Here is a 13,882-nt window from a genome sequence, read left to right as displayed (position 1 = left end):
GGCATACCTCCTGTCGTGTCCCGGACGATCAGCGACATACCTGATGAGTGTTTCCGGTTTCCCCAGGATGGCGAGTATCCTCCTGGTGAGCTCTATGTTTGGAAGGAGATTTCCCCCACCTACATTGTACACCTCCCCCTCTTTCCCCTTTTCTATAAGGAGGTCGATCGCTCGGCAATGATCCTCCACATAGAGCCAATCGCGTATATTCTTTCCATCCCCATAGAGGGGCAGGATGAGATCATCTATGGCATTGGTGATGAAAAGGGGGATGATCTTCTCCGGATACTGGTAGGGTCCGAAGTTGTTCGAGGCACGGACGATGATCACCGGAAGATGGTAGGTGACAAAAAAGGAATAGGCGAGCCGGTCTGCTCCTGCCTTGCTCGCTGAGTAGGGATTGCTTGGCTTAAGGGGATCGTCCTCCCGGGAGAAGCCCTCCTCCACACTGCCGTAAACCTCATCGGTGGAGATGTGGATGAATCGCTTAACCCCTGCCTTCTTCGCCTCCTCGAGGAGGACATAGGTGCCGTAGACATCGGTGGTGATGAAGGAGCCTGCCTCGAGGATCGAGCGATCTACATGGGTCTCGGCAGCGAAGTGCACCACCAGCTCACATCCGGAGATGACCTCGGAGACGATCTTGCGGTCGCAGATATCCCCCTTGACGAAGCGGTAGCGAGGATCATCTGCTACATCCTTCAGATTGTCGAGGTTGCCGGCGTAGGTGAGTTTGTCCAGGTTCACCACCTCGATATCCTTATACCGGCTGAGGAGGTAATGGATGAAGTTGCTTCCAATAAACCCCGCCCCTCCGGTGATCAATATCTTCCTCATCGCCTATCGATCCTTTCTCGCCCAGTCGTAGGGGATCTCCCCGCTGTGGGGGTCGATGTTTATCTGATCCGGGTTCTCGTGATTGTATGGTTCGGTGGGACAGTTGATCACTATCGCCTCGTTCTCACTAATGCACTTCCAGCCGTGGAATACCCCCTTCGGTATCTGAACGAGCACTGGGTTGTAGTCCCCGATGAATAGCTCGTTTATCTCCCCCTTGGTTGGCGAACCCTCCCTTGGATCGTAGATCACCAGCTTCAACATCCCCTTGACACAGCATACATTGTCCACCTGGTTCCGATGCATATGCCATCCCTTGACTACCCCCGGGTAGGTGGTGGTGAAGTAGACCTGTCCAAATTTTATGAATTCAGGGTCATCGCTCCGGAGTATCTCGGCGAGCCTCCCCCGTTCGTCGGGGATAACCTTTAGTTCCTTTATCTTTACTCCTTCAATGAGCTTCATCTTCGCCTCCTTAACCTTCAATCAATCCTACCTCGGAGTTATCACCGAGCATAAACTTCATCGCCTTTGGTCTTTTATCCCTTTGCATTATCTTCACATATTTACCGATAAGGCTTCCATCGATCCTTGCTTTTATCTTGTTGATGGAGCTTCCTTCAAGGATGATGCTATTTTCCACCTCTGCCTCTTTGATCTTCACTCGATGGTGGATCGAGGTGAAGGGACCGATGAAAGAATCGATTATTTCGCATTCATCGCCGATGATCACCGGTCCTCTGATAACGCTTCTTACCACCCGGCTGCCCTTACCTATCGCTACCCTTCCCTCTAAATGGGAGAACTCCACCTCTCCCTCTACCGTTGGTTCCAGCTCCTCGAGCATCATCCGGTTGGCTTCAATTAAATCCTCAAGTTTTCCCGTATCCTTCCACCACCCCTTGACGATATGGGGTTTCACCTGGTAGCCGGCGTCGATCAGGTATTGGATGGCATCGGTTATCTCGAGCTCGTTTCTCCACGAGGGCTTTATGTTCTTCGCCGCCTCGAATATGTGATGGTCGAACATATACACCCCGACCAGTGCCAGGTTGCTCTTCGGCTCTTTCGGCTTTTCCACCAATCTTACCACCTTCCCATCCTTGAGCTCAGCCACCCCGAACTGCTCCGGGTGTTCTACCTCAGCGAGGAGTATTTGGGAGTTCGGTTTCTCCTTCTCAAATTCCCGGACGAGCTCAGTGATCCCTCCCCTGATTATGTTATCGCCGAGGTACATCACGAACGGTTCTTCACCTAAAAACTCCTCGGCAACGAGGACCGCATGGGCAAGCCCAAGCGGTTCCGGCTGATCGATGTAGGTTATCTTCGCCCCAAAGCGAGAGCCATCTCCCACCGCCTTTTTTATTTCGTCCTTGGTGTAGCCGACTACGATCCCGATATCGGTAATCCCTGCCGCCACAATAGCCTCAAGCCCATAGAAGAGAACCGGTTTGTTCGCCACCGGCACCAACTGTTTCGCCTGGGTGAAGGTTATGGGGCGAAGCCTTACCCCCTTTCCGCCACTCAATATCAGTCCTTTCATCGCCCTTCCTCTTGCCTTTAGAAGTGGGAGCCGAAACTTCCCACCGTCTTGAGTTCTATATTAAAGAGAAACTGACGCTCCATCCTTCCAGGGAAGTTGAAGCGTTTGTATCCCAAAACGAAGCCAACACATTGGGTATTATACCGAAGCCCTATCCCTCCGAGAAGGAGCCTCTTTCTATAAAAATCATAGTTTAAGGTGTAGTTCCAATTGATCCTGTTGCCCAGGATACGTCCCCCACCGTTGGCGATTAGGGTATTCCCTACCACCCTTCCCAGCCCTTTGGACACGCTTTTGTTATAACTGAGATCGGTATAGAAGATGTCCCTGTTTCGAATGCTCCCGTGGAGACCGATATTGAGGAGGGTACCACTGGTGAAGTCATATTCCGCCCTCGCCCCTATGCGGTAGCTTGGATTTGGATTGAAGGTAGCTATGAGAACCATCGGCGAAAATCGGGAGGGGGGAGCGGAGAGATAGGCGGAGGAGAAACGATTGTATTGCCTGCCGTAGGTGGTGTGAAGTTTTGGATCGAGCGATATATGCTGGGAGAGGGAAATAGTGAGGAATTCCCTTGGATTTCCCTTCCCCTTTTTGATGTAGAAATGGTTTATCAGGGAATAGGCCAGCTCATTCGCCTCAGCCACATAATCGAGGCCGTCGAATCGGGGGACCTGCTCCTGGTTCTTCACCGCGGAGATGTAGCGGTAGTCGATCCGCGGTTCAATTAGGTGTTTTATTTTGCTTTCTTCGTCCTTTCCTCCAAGGGTGAATATTCGGTTAAACAGGGGACCAGTGAGGGATAGATCAAAATGATAATAGGTTCTGAGTAGAGATTCGTCCACCAGGGCGTTTCCTTCGCTGAGGCTCTTCGAGTATAGGGTGCCCCGGATTCCGAAACGGGGCATTATTTTCAACCAGGAGAGCCCTCGGATAGGAACACTGAATCTCGGGTGAAGGTCGAAACGGGAAAGGGAGAATTCGTTTTTTCCCGTTTCTTGCTCGGTGATCCGTGAGGGGAGGTCCCATTGACTCTCGAGGGAGAAGTAGATGGGCGAGCCGAATAACCGGTTGTTCCTTATCCTGAAGTTCACTTTGGGAAGAGAGCGGAGGGTTACCTTGTTCCCCTGAGGGAAGTAGGTCGTATTACTGCTCGCAAGAAGGGTGAGGGAGTAGTACGATTTGCTCCAGGCGAGATAGCCCGAGGACCTTATCGACCGCTGGCTGTTCAGATTGAAGTTTTCCTCGTAATTCTTCAGGTATTGGAAATCACTCAAATAATTTATGCGGAGACTTCCCCTGATCCTTCCGGGAAGGAGCTGGTTGTGGGTTAAACTGAGTTTGTAATTTTTGCTGTTCCTTAATCTATCCCTTAAGAAGTAGAAGTGGACCCTTCCTCCTGTATTTCTGGAGAGTAGATAGCGATACTCGGCACCAGCTCCCCAGCCTATCTTGGTGTAGTAATCGAGGTAGAAGGTGGCGTCCATATTCCGGGCAATAGCCCAGAAGAAGGCGTTGCTTATTACCTTGCCCTTTAGATTCGAGGCTCCAAAATTGGGAAGGAGAAAACCGGTTGATCGCTCGGACTTGAGGGGCCAGTAGAGATAGGGGATGTAGAACGCGGGGATATTCATTACCCGGAAGGTGGTTGACTTGGCTTTTACATAATGGTTGAGATGAACGGTGGCGCTCTTCACCTTCATACTCCAATAAGGGTTCGGCTGATTGCAGATGGTGAAGGTGGCGTCCTTTATCCTGAATTCATCATCTCCGATTCGCTCCACCTCTTTGGCGTAGATCCTCGCTTCGGGCTCGGCGTAGATCACTGCGTTGTAGAAGGTGCCCCTTTTTGTCTTCAGGTTCATCTCCATCCGCTCGCCCGCTATCTTGAACCCTGGTTCTGAGAAGACTACATTCCCCTCAGCATAGACCATCTTTTCCTCAATCTTGTAGATCACCTTCTCCGCCTGGAGATGCTGATTGCCGTAGATTATATCTACATACCCGGTGGCGATACGGGTGTTTTTATCCATCTGCTCCAGTTTCTCGGCATAGACGATGAGTTCTTGCGAGAGAAGACCACTCGAGATCGAAAGAATGGATAGAAAAAAGCACCCGAGGAGGAAGTTTCTCAGCATAGTATGAATCCCATTTTCTTAGTGTAAGAGAGGAAGGGTAGGTTGTCAATAACGGGAAGAGACGAACTCCTTCACCTCGCCCACTAAGTAGAGGGAGCCAGCGGCGACGATTGTTTCCCCCTTTCGGTATTCCTTTTCGGCGGTTTTTACCGCCTCTCCCACATTTGAAGCGGTTATCGCCTTCGCGTAGCGCTCGGCGATGGTTTTTATCGATGCTGGCTCTGCCGCCCTCGCCTCCCTCAGTTTGGGGAGGATGATCAATCGGGCGAGGGGGAAAAGTATCTCCCCCATCTTCTCTATCTCCTTGTCCTCCATTGCAGCGAAGATGAGGATGACCCGCCCCCTTATCTCCTCGCGGATGAACGAGGCGAGGGCGGCAGAGCCAGCAGGATTGTGGGCACCGTCCACGATGATTCGGGGCTCTTTGACCACTTCCTCAAGCCTTCCCTCCCAGTGAACGGAGCTAAGCCCTCTTTTTATTGCCCCTTCCCCCAAGGGGAGCCCCTTTTTCTCGAGAAGCTCAGCGGTTAATATCGCGGTCCGTGCGTTCTCCCATTGATGCTTCCCCAAAAGCCCGAGCCTTAGACGAGAATATGTCCTCTTTCTGGTTGAGATCTCCCCCATATCCCCAGTTAGTCTGAGGGAGGTCTCCTCGGAAACAAGATGGAGCTTTGCCCCCCTTTCCCGAGCTACCTCCTTGATGACCTCGATAGCCTGAGGAGGGGAGGGCGATACCACCACCTCTCCCTGCTCTTTGATTATCCCCGCCTTCTCGAAGGCGATATCCGCTATGCTCTCCCCGAGATACTCCATATGGTCGCGACTTATCTGGGTGATCACCGAGACCAGAGGGGAGGCGACATTGGTCGCATCGAACCTCCCTCCCATTCCCACCTCTAAGATGGCGAGATCGACCTCCCTCTCGGCAAAGTAGAGGAAGCCAGCTGCGGTGAGGAGTTCGAAATAGGTAAGAGGATGCTCCAGTTCTCCCCTTGCTGTGAGGGAATCGTTCTTCGCCTTTATTCGCTCGATCACCGAGGCGAACTCCCCCTCACTTATCATCTCTCCTGAGACGGTGATCCGTTCCTCGATTCTTATGAGATGAGGAGAGGTGTAAAAGCCCACTTTGAGCCCTGCGTGAGAGCAGATGGAAGCGAGCATCGCCCCAGTAGAGCCCTTTCCGTTTGTCCCTCCTATGAGGAGGGAAGGGTAAGTTTTTTCTGGATGTCCCAGTGAGGAAAGGAGGGTATTGATTGGTCCTAAACCAAGCTTAATCCCTAAGTGAGCCCTGCTTAAGAGGAAACTTACCGCCTCGTTATAGTCCATTTGAGGGGGTTAGCCCACCATAAACCGGAGGCACTTTATTAGTACATCCTTTAGGTCTTTCCTTTTTACCACCATATCCACCATCCCGTGTTCAAGGAGGAACTCGGAACGCTGGAACCCCTCAGGGAGATCCTGACGGATGGTCTGCTTTATCACCCGGGGACCGGCAAAGCCAATGAGCGCCTTCGGTTCAGCTATATTCAGATCGCCGAGCATAGCATAGCTTGCAGTGACCCCTCCGGTGGTGGGATCGGTGAGCACAGAGATGTAAGGTATCCCCGCCTCGTCCAGCCTAGCCAAAGCAGCACTTACCTTAGCCATTTGCATCAGGGAAAGGATGCCCTCTTGCATCCTTGCACCTCCAGAGGCGGAGACGATGATCAGAGGGAGCCTTTCAGCAAGGGCTTTTTCCGCTGCCCGGGTTACCTTTTCCCCCACCACCGAACCCATACTCCCCCCCATAAATTTGTATTCCATAGCGGCAATTATCGCTTTTATTCCACCTATTTTTCCTACCGCACAGATTATCGCCTCATTTTCCCCAGAGACTTTGGAGTATTTCGTTAACCGCTCCGGATAAGGGAGGGAATCTACAAACTTGAGTGGATCGTTAGAGCGAAGCCCGGTTTCAAATTCGGTGTACTCCCCGTTATCGAAAAGGGAAGCGAGCCTTTCCCTGGCACTTATTCGGAAGTGATAGTTACACTTAGGACAGACATTGGCATTCCTTATTACCTCTTTCTTATAGATTATCGCTTTGCAGTTATCGCACTTTACCCACAACCCATCCGGAAGATCGAGTTTCTTTTCCGGAGGGTTTAATTTTCTCTTTTTAAATCTGTTGAACCATTCCATTCCCTTTTAACCCTACCCCCTTCCTATTTTGAGGAGAATTATAGCCCAGCTTTATCCCATTTGGCAATTGTTTCCTTAATCAGCTTAGTCAGTTTGTCAGCCACCTTGCTCAAATATTTTCTCGCCCGTTCCAGGTTGAACTCAGGATATCCTTCCCCCGGTGTATAAAGGAGGATAGAAGAAGGTGATGGATAGGCGGAGTAACTCGGATCGATGGGGGTGGCAGTGACCTTGTCCGGGGAGTAGAGCTCAGGATAAACCAGTTTCGGGTTCACCGCCATCACTGCTGCGTTTTCGTTGATCCCTGCATGTCCTCCGTCCTGATTGAATACCTCCTTGGTGATATCAGCGGTATAGCTCCACCAATCGATTACCATCCCCCGTACTTTCCTCTTCATCGCCACCTCGTACATCGCCCGATCGCAGGGTCCTCGATTCGGTCCGTGTCCATTAATGATGATTATGTTCTTGAACCCGATATCCGCCAACCCATAAAGTATCTCCTTTACATACTGTTCAAATGTTTTTTCGGAGATGGCGATCCCACCAGGATAAGGAGTGAGGGTTCGGGTTACCCCATAGGTGATGTGGGGCGCGATCAGAGCGTTGATCCTGGGGGCGATCATCTCAGCAAGTTTGTCTGGAACGATGAAATCGGCGCCATTGCAAGTAACTCCGTGAGCTTCCAAGGTACCAGCTACCAATAGGACAGTGTTTATCTTTGAGGGGACCATCTTACCCACCTGTATCCAGTTGAGGTCGGCGAGATAGCGTGAGGGGATAGTTTCCTCTTTCTTTGGCAAAACTCCCCCGACAAGGTTTAAAGCAAGGAATGTAAAAATTAAGGAGAAGATGATACCCTTCTTCCACATAATAATCCCTCCCCTCTCGGTTTTTCTGGATTATATTCAGGACTTAAATTTAAGGCTTTTCTTTTTTCCTCAGCTCTCCAGGAAGTACCCCGTGTTTTTTGGCTTCGGTGCCTAAGTTATTGAGCTCATTTCTATATTTTTCTACCGCCTTCTCAAGCTGGTTTATCTGTTTAACAAGAGCCCCTCTCTCTTGGGGAAGAACTGAAAACCTCAAGCGGCGTCTTGCTTCGCTAAGCTGGGCTTCCGCTTTCTGAAGCGATTCCGTTATCTGCTCCCTTCGTTTTATCCAGTAGGTAGCCTGTTTCTTCTGTGCCTCTGGGTTGTCGGTTCCTACACTCGGAGGAGCCTTCTCCTCTTTTGTCTCCGGGGGGGTCCCCTCTTGTCCCAGCTTTGTCGGTGGTGGTGGAGCAGCACTGGTCTCTGATTTCGGGGGGAGAGTATAAGCATCCTTCACGATCTTCTCCACCAAGGAGAGCGGTAACATCACCTCTCCACCCCGGATAATGAAGCGGACCTTATTCCCCACCACCTCAGAGAAAGGGGTGCGAATAATCCGCCCGCTCTTGAGGTAGATGGTGTCGGAAAGAGCAAGGAGGCTGAGGAAAAGGAGAACCACCATCCCAAAAATTATTTTCTTCATAGCTAATAAGCCTCCTTTTTTATTATATCACACTTAACTTAAAAAAACGATCGATAGAAGGAAATGAGCTCTTCCCCATAAAAGAGGGAGAAGATAGAAGCGATACCGAGGAAACTGCCGAAAGGCAAGGGGAAACGGAGGTCCCCCTTTTCCTTTGCGATGATGATTATCCCCACTACCGAGCCCAAGAATGAGCCAATAACTAGGGTGAGGAGGGCTCTTTCCCAGCCGAGAAAGGCGCCGATCATTGCCATCAACTTAACATCACCCAGCCCCATCCCTTCCTCCCCCCGCAGGCGGAAGTAAAGTTCCCTAATGGCGAGCACTATCCCGGCGCCGAGCCCTGCCCCGATCAGTGAACTGCCAATGGTGGTAAGACCACCATTTAGACTGAAAAGGAGCCCCCCTATCGTTCCTGGTATGGTGATCACATCCGGAAGGAGCTGATGGTTCAGGTCGGTGAAGATGAGGACGATGATCAAGGCGCTGAATACCGTCTCGGTGATGAAGACAAGCGATAATCCCGATTTTAGGTAGAATATCACGAAGAGAGTCCCGGTGATCCCTTCAACCAGAGGATACTGATACGATATAGATGATTTACAATTCCTGCATTTTCCCCGAAGGATGAGGTAGCTGATCAGGGGTATGTTGTCGTAGAAGGCTATAGGAGCACCGCAGTTGGGGCAATGGGAGCCGGGCTTTATTATCGATTTCCCTTGAGGAAGGCGATGGATGAGGACATTGAGGAAGCTTCCAATAACGATCCCGTAGAGGAAGGCAAAAAAAACTTTTAGGAGAAGAAGGTTCATCCTTTACCGTTTTAGTCTGAAGGGGGTTCGTGATTTCACCTCGCCAGTTCGAGGGTTATAGAGATAGTTGTTCCCCTCGGGGTCCTTCGGGAGCTGATATAGGAAGCCCGCTTTTATCAACTCCCTCAAGGAGCGAGGAAGCCTCTTCTTCTGATCCTTGAATAGCTCAATGGCAACCCTCAGCTGTTCTAAGTCTATCTTTATTTTGAGATCATAGATATGATTGTAAGCGATTGTCTTTACCCAATCCTCCTTGGCTGTTCGGTAGATCTCGGTCCAAAAGGCGAGTGCGGTTTGATTCTCGTTTTTCCGCTCGTAGATGCCGGCGATAAGCCGCTTTATAAACGGAGGGGAGCCCTTGATCTCTGCTGCTTTCTTGAAATAGTAAAGGGCAAGCTCATAATCCTTGAGATCCTGAAAGGCATAGAAGCCGGCATCCACCGGTAGGATCCAGGCATCAGGGTTATTCTTCATCCCCTTTTCTAAAAGGCGGAAAGCCATCTGATAGAAGCCTCCCTCCTTAGCCATTATCAAAGCGCCTATGAGATAGGGGTCAAGATAGTGAGGGTCGAGGTCGGTTATCATATTATAGACATGCTCCAGATAGCGGAAGCGGTGCTCCTTGATGGTATAAATGCTGTAATGCTGGATGCTCCAGAGGTAGAGGAGGTCAGCCATCACCGTGTTGTTGCCAAGGGCGATCGCCTTGAGGTATTTGCCCGAGGGGAGGTATATCGGCTCTTTGGGGACTGTTTTCAGCTTTAGCTCATCGAGCTTTAGCTGGAGCCCGGAAAAGAGGGCTATTCCGATAAGTAGAATAACCGTCTTCTCAAAAAGGCTCTTTTTCATCGCTTAAACGAAACTTCTCCGTTGGAAGATGAGGGTGGCGATGAACAATACCACCGCGGCGTAGGTTACACTGTAAGCAATGGCGAACGGTATGAATTCTGGAGGAATGGGAAGATGATGGACCAGCTGGGTTTTTATGTTCAGGTTCTCTAAGTTTGGGAGAAGGTAGTAGAGGATGGTGAACAACCATTTTGCGATGGGACTTGTTACCCGATCCCTCAGGATGAGAAAGTTTCGCGAGAGATGGCCAACCACGAATACCGAGAGAGTGAAAACAGAACTCAATATCGGGGTGGTGAAGACGGAGAATAGGATGGCGAAGGCGGTTATGATGACTACCTCGAAGAAGATGAGCACCACTCCCCAGATCAGGGAGAACTCCCAGCTCCCCGTTTTGAGATAGACCAAGGGGAGGAACTCCGCTGCCATTATCCCGATGGTGATCAGTATGGTGAGAAGGAGACCGAGATATTTCCCGAAGAGGAATTGATGGCGGTATATCGGCTTCGAGAGGATGTTGTAGATGGTACGTCGTTCTATCTCCTGAGAGACAAGGCCTACCCCGATGAAGACGGCGAGGAGCACCCCGAATAGGGAGATGGAGAAAAGCCCTAAATCTTTTATTATCTTGCTTTCATCTCCCACAGTGAGCATACTGAGGATGCGGGAGCTACCTATCATAATGAGGGCGAAGAAGAGAAGGAGATATAATACCCTGTTCCTTATCGCCTCACGGAAGGTGTTCATTGCGATGGAGAAGACCTTCATTTTTTCTCCCCTCCCAACTCGGCAAAGAGGAGATCCTCAAGCGATTTTTTTGCCGGGGTTATGGCGATGATCTTCCCCCTTTTTTCCTTTATTAGATCAATGGTGCGGTTTAGTCCCCGCTCACCCCGGGTGCGAACGAGGATCTTATCCTCCTCAACCGAGACCTTTTCACAGGAAGAAGGTAGCTCTTTTTCCTCTATTCCAGATAGGGTGATCTCGTAATAATCTATCTTCTCCTTTATCAGTTTGGCTATCTTGCCCTCCCTGATTATCTCCCCGTCCACAATTATCGCCACTCGGTCGCAGATCAGCTCCACATCGGGTAGGATGTGGGTGCTGAAGAAGATCGTTTTGCCCTCTTCCTTCAGTTTGAGGATAAGGTCGCGGAATTCCCTCCTTCCCACCGGGTCGAGGCTTGACATCGGCTCATCGAGGATAAGGAGTTCGGGGTCGTTTATGAGCGCCTGCGCCATCCCGATCCGCTGGAGCATCCCTCGGGAGTACTTCCTCATCTGGAGGTCCGCCGCCTGCTCAAGTTTAACCAAGCTCAATAGATATTTGATCCGTTCCCTTCTCTTTTTTCGGGGGATGCCAAAGAGCTGGGCGTAGAACTCAAGGAGCTCCCAGCCGGTGAGATAGTTGTAGAAATAGGGTGCCTCGGGGAGAAAACCGATCTTCGCCTTTATCGAAACCTCGGTGCTCGGTTGACCGAATATGAGGACCTGTCCCCTATCGGGAAAGGTCAGGTTGTTGATGATCTTCATTGTGGTCGTCTTCCCCGCTCCATTGGGACCGAGGAAGCCGAGTATCTCCCCCGGATAGACGGAAAGGTTTATGCTTTTCAAGACGCGTTTTTTCCTCATTAAGAAGCCCGTATGATAACTCTTGCTCACCTCACGGAGCTCAACCACCGGAGGAGGGGGTATGGTAAAATCTTTTTTTGCTGACATCGCTTACTACCTTTGGCTTTTTTAGAATAAAACCTTCCCTTTTAAAATATTAGCCTTTTCCTCCGCTTTGGTCAAGAAAAAGCCTTCTTTTCCCCTGATTTTTATAGATCTTGAGGTAAAAAGCCCTCTGTTTTTCGATCATTTTCTTTATATCGTATCTTTGAGCGAGCTTTCTTCCTTTTTCTCCCATATCCTTCGCTTTTCCCGGATGGGAAAGGAGGAAGGAGACCTTCTCTGCCAAACCGGCTACATCGTGTGGTGGTACCAGGAAACCGGTTTCCCCGGGGATTACGACCTCCTTGCTTCCATCGACCTCGGTTGCCACCACCGGTTTTCCCGCAGCATAAGCCATCGGGATCACCGTGGGAAGCCCTTCCCAGAGCGAGGTCAGGACGAATACATCGGCAATAGTAAGGAGGGGGAGGACATCCCACTGCCATCCGAGCAGAAGCACCTTCCCCTCGAGATCAAGTTCTCTTATGAGTCTTTCCACTTCCGGACGAAGCTCGCCGTCCCCCACGAGGAGAAATTTCGCCTTCGCCCTTCTTTCTGCCACTAAAGCCGCCATCTTGACGAAGTCCTGGGGCGCCTTCTGGGGCTTGAGGCAGGATATGGTGAGAACTACCTCATCCCCAGGGGACAATCCCAGTCTCTCCCGCTCCGATGCCGGGTTTATCCTCCGCTTACGGAAGGGGTCGAGCTCTATCCCCGGGGGAAGCTGGGAATAACTCCTTCCGCTGAGGATCCGGAAACGGAGCCCCCGCTCGATGTTCCCTTTGGAATCGAGAAAGAAGTGATCGGTAAAGAAGGAGCAGAACCATTCAATCATAATGTAAAACCACCTTCTAAGAAAAGGGATATGTTCGTTGAAGGAGAAGCCGTGCACCGAATGGATGGCGATCGGCACCCGGGCGAGAAAAGCGGCGATCCGCCCCAAAACCCCTCCTTTTGAGCCGTGGGTGTGGACGATATCCACCCTCTCTTTCTTCAGGATGCGGTATATGTGGTAGAGGGCGGTGATGTCCTTTATAATCGATATCTCGCGGATGAACGAGGGGATGAGGTAACATTTTAATCCCGGTATCTTCTTGGCTTCTGGGACCAGCATCCCCTGGATTCCGGTTATCAAACCCGGCTCGAACATCTTTCGATCAAGCCCGGCTAAGGTGGCTAAGGTCACCCGCTGGGCACCGCCAAGTTCCAGCTTCGCTATGATGTGGAATACCTTTATCTTTCTCATCTATTAGAGTGATACATCTATCCTTTTAAGCCACCAGGCAAAGGTGAGCGCAGCAAGGATGATGCCCCCAATGATCCCAAGGGCGATTAGGTTGGACCTCGTTCTCATTATAAAGAGAGAAGCAACCCCGAGGATGGTAGCGATGAGATAGCTCACCGCTACCGTCTGTTTTATGCTGAACCGCCACTTCCTGAGGCGAAGGGCGAAGTGGTCCGGACTACCGAAGAATATCGGCTGTTTCCGCTTCCACCTGATGTAGGATACGAAGAAGGTGTCGAAGATGGGCACCCCGAGGATTATCACCGGGGTAAGAGCGGCAACCAGGTTGTGCTCGGTGTAGCTTCCCTTCATCGCTAAGGTCCCTAAGAGAAGGCCAATGAATAGGCTCCCCGCATCCCCCATATAGATCTCCGCAGGATGGAAATTATATCTCAGGAAACCGAGCAAGGAACCAGCGAGAGCGATGGTGAGGGCGGCGATGACCGGTCTCCCATTTATGAAGGCAACGATGAAGAGGAAGACGGAACTCACGAAACCGACGCCAGCAGCGAGCCCGTCCATCACATCGATGATGTTGAAGGCGTTAGACAAGCCGACGAGCCAAATGATGGAAAGAGGGATAGCGATATAGGGGGGAAGGAAGTAGAGCTTTATATAGATCCCGCATTTTACCAGGACCAAGGCGGCAAGTAGCTGTCCTAAAGCCTTTACCTTGGGCTCGAGCACCCCAAAGTCGTCCACCAAACCGAGAAGAAGCACTAAGGTACCCCCGAGGAGAATGCCCAAAACCTCACGGCTGAAGCTGAAGGTAAGGGCAAGGGCGATGAGGAAGGCGAGGTAGATCGCCACCCCCCCAAGGTAGGGGACCGGCTCTTTCTGTTTCTTCAGTCTTCCATCCGGCTTATCCACAATGCCAAATTTGAGCGCTGCCTTCTTCATAATTGGTGTCAGATAGAGAGCGAGGGAGAAGGAAAGGAGAAAGGTGAAAAAATAGCCGAAAGCAAGCATAGGTTCAACCTCTCTTTTTCGGAGGATATCCACCGAGCCTTTTC

14 protein-coding genes are annotated in these 13,882 nt (G+C 50.9%); all 14 read right to left on the bottom strand.

Features of this window, described 5'->3' with window-relative positions:
• Positions 1-837: dTDP-glucose 4,6-dehydratase (gene rfbB, locus J7L64_04955; protein ID MCD6451691.1), on the bottom strand; the 837-nt coding region annotated here is incomplete at its 3' end.
• A gap of 3 nt (positions 838-840) precedes the next feature.
• Positions 841-1,302, bottom strand: coding sequence for a dTDP-4-dehydrorhamnose 3,5-epimerase family protein (locus J7L64_04950; protein ID MCD6451690.1), 462 nt, complete (start codon positions 1,300-1,302; stop codon positions 841-843).
• 10 nt (positions 1,303-1,312) lie between these two features.
• Positions 1,313-2,380, bottom strand: coding sequence for a glucose-1-phosphate thymidylyltransferase (locus tag J7L64_04945; protein MCD6451689.1), 1,068 nt, complete (start codon positions 2,378-2,380; stop codon positions 1,313-1,315).
• A gap of 17 nt (positions 2,381-2,397) precedes the next feature.
• Positions 2,398-4,518: an LPS-assembly protein LptD gene (locus J7L64_04940; protein ID MCD6451688.1), complete on the bottom strand. Its 2,121-nt coding sequence runs from the start codon at positions 4,516-4,518 to the stop codon at positions 2,398-2,400.
• Positions 4,519-4,563: 45 nt separating this feature from the next.
• A complete protein-coding gene (locus J7L64_04935; protein MCD6451687.1) occupies positions 4,564-5,844 on the bottom strand; it encodes a bifunctional folylpolyglutamate synthase/dihydrofolate synthase in 1,281 nt (426 codons plus the stop codon).
• Between the two features lie 9 nt (positions 5,845-5,853).
• On the bottom strand, positions 5,854-6,699 hold the full coding sequence (locus J7L64_04930) for an acetyl-CoA carboxylase carboxyltransferase subunit beta (protein MCD6451686.1): 846 nt from the start codon (positions 6,697-6,699) through the stop codon (positions 5,854-5,856).
• Between the two features lie 38 nt (positions 6,700-6,737).
• The gene (locus tag J7L64_04925; protein ID MCD6451685.1) at positions 6,738-7,571 is read right to left on the bottom strand and encodes a creatininase family protein; all 834 of its coding nucleotides are present in this window, start codon (positions 7,569-7,571) and stop codon (positions 6,738-6,740) included.
• A gap of 49 nt (positions 7,572-7,620) precedes the next feature.
• Positions 7,621-8,211: a hypothetical protein gene (locus J7L64_04920; protein ID MCD6451684.1), complete on the bottom strand. Its 591-nt coding sequence runs from the start codon at positions 8,209-8,211 to the stop codon at positions 7,621-7,623.
• Between the two features lie 38 nt (positions 8,212-8,249).
• A complete protein-coding gene (locus tag J7L64_04915) occupies positions 8,250-9,023 on the bottom strand; it encodes a prepilin peptidase (protein MCD6451683.1) in 774 nt (257 codons plus the stop codon).
• 3 nt (positions 9,024-9,026) lie between these two features.
• Positions 9,027-9,872, bottom strand: coding sequence for a hypothetical protein (locus J7L64_04910; GenBank protein ID MCD6451682.1), 846 nt, complete (start codon positions 9,870-9,872; stop codon positions 9,027-9,029).
• 3 nt (positions 9,873-9,875) lie between these two features.
• Positions 9,876-10,640 carry an ABC transporter permease gene (locus J7L64_04905; protein ID MCD6451681.1) on the bottom strand — a complete coding sequence of 255 codons (765 nt, stop codon included), beginning with the start codon at positions 10,638-10,640 and terminating at the stop codon, positions 9,876-9,878.
• Positions 10,637-11,590 (bottom strand): ABC transporter ATP-binding protein, encoded by a 954-nt coding sequence (locus J7L64_04900; protein ID MCD6451680.1) that lies wholly within the window; start codon positions 11,588-11,590, stop codon positions 10,637-10,639. The genes J7L64_04905 and J7L64_04900 overlap by 4 nt, the downstream gene beginning before the upstream one ends.
• 49 nt (positions 11,591-11,639) lie before the next feature.
• Positions 11,640-12,830 (bottom strand): glycosyltransferase family 4 protein, encoded by a 1,191-nt coding sequence (locus J7L64_04895; protein ID MCD6451679.1) that lies wholly within the window; start codon positions 12,828-12,830, stop codon positions 11,640-11,642.
• Between the two features lie 3 nt (positions 12,831-12,833).
• Positions 12,834-13,882 (bottom strand): undecaprenyl/decaprenyl-phosphate alpha-N-acetylglucosaminyl 1-phosphate transferase (locus J7L64_04890; GenBank protein MCD6451678.1); only part of this gene is annotated, 1,049 nt, incomplete at its 5' end.

The organism is Acidobacteriota bacterium, from assembly GCA_021161905.1.
In the GTDB taxonomy this organism is placed as follows: Bacteria; Acidobacteriota; B3-B38; order Guanabaribacteriales; family JAGGZT01; genus JAGGZT01.
Note: the sequence above shows the minus strand (reverse complement) of the source record. Positions and strands in the feature narration are given on the sequence as shown.

Bases quoted from the DNA above. Each gene is read 5' to 3' on its own strand.
- J7L64_04895 (MCD6451679.1), bottom strand. From the start codon at position 12,830: ATGAGAAAGATAAAGGTATTCCACATCATAGCGAAGCTGGAACTTGGC.
- J7L64_04915 (MCD6451683.1), bottom strand. From the start codon at position 9,023: ATGAACCTTCTTCTCCTAAAAGTTTTTTTTGCCTTCCTCTACGGGATC.
- J7L64_04910 (MCD6451682.1), bottom strand. From the start codon at position 9,872: ATGAAAAAGAGCCTTTTTGAGAAGACGGTTATTCTACTTATCGGAATA.
- J7L64_04930 (MCD6451686.1), bottom strand. From the start codon at position 6,699: ATGGAATGGTTCAACAGATTTAAAAAGAGAAAATTAAACCCTCCGGAA.
- J7L64_04905 (MCD6451681.1), bottom strand. From the start codon at position 10,640: ATGAAGGTCTTCTCCATCGCAATGAACACCTTCCGTGAGGCGATAAGG.
- J7L64_04920 (MCD6451684.1), bottom strand. From the start codon at position 8,211: ATGAAGAAAATAATTTTTGGGATGGTGGTTCTCCTTTTCCTCAGCCTC.
- J7L64_04900 (MCD6451680.1), bottom strand. From the start codon at position 11,590: ATGTCAGCAAAAAAAGATTTTACCATACCCCCTCCTCCGGTGGTTGAG.
- J7L64_04925 (MCD6451685.1), bottom strand. From the start codon at position 7,571: ATGTGGAAGAAGGGTATCATCTTCTCCTTAATTTTTACATTCCTTGCT.
- J7L64_04935 (MCD6451687.1), bottom strand. From the start codon at position 5,844: ATGGACTATAACGAGGCGGTAAGTTTCCTCTTAAGCAGGGCTCACTTA.
- J7L64_04950 (MCD6451690.1), bottom strand. From the start codon at position 1,302: ATGAAGCTCATTGAAGGAGTAAAGATAAAGGAACTAAAGGTTATCCCC.
- J7L64_04940 (MCD6451688.1), bottom strand. From the start codon at position 4,518: ATGCTGAGAAACTTCCTCCTCGGGTGCTTTTTTCTATCCATTCTTTCG.
- J7L64_04945 (MCD6451689.1), bottom strand. From the start codon at position 2,380: ATGAAAGGACTGATATTGAGTGGCGGAAAGGGGGTAAGGCTTCGCCCC.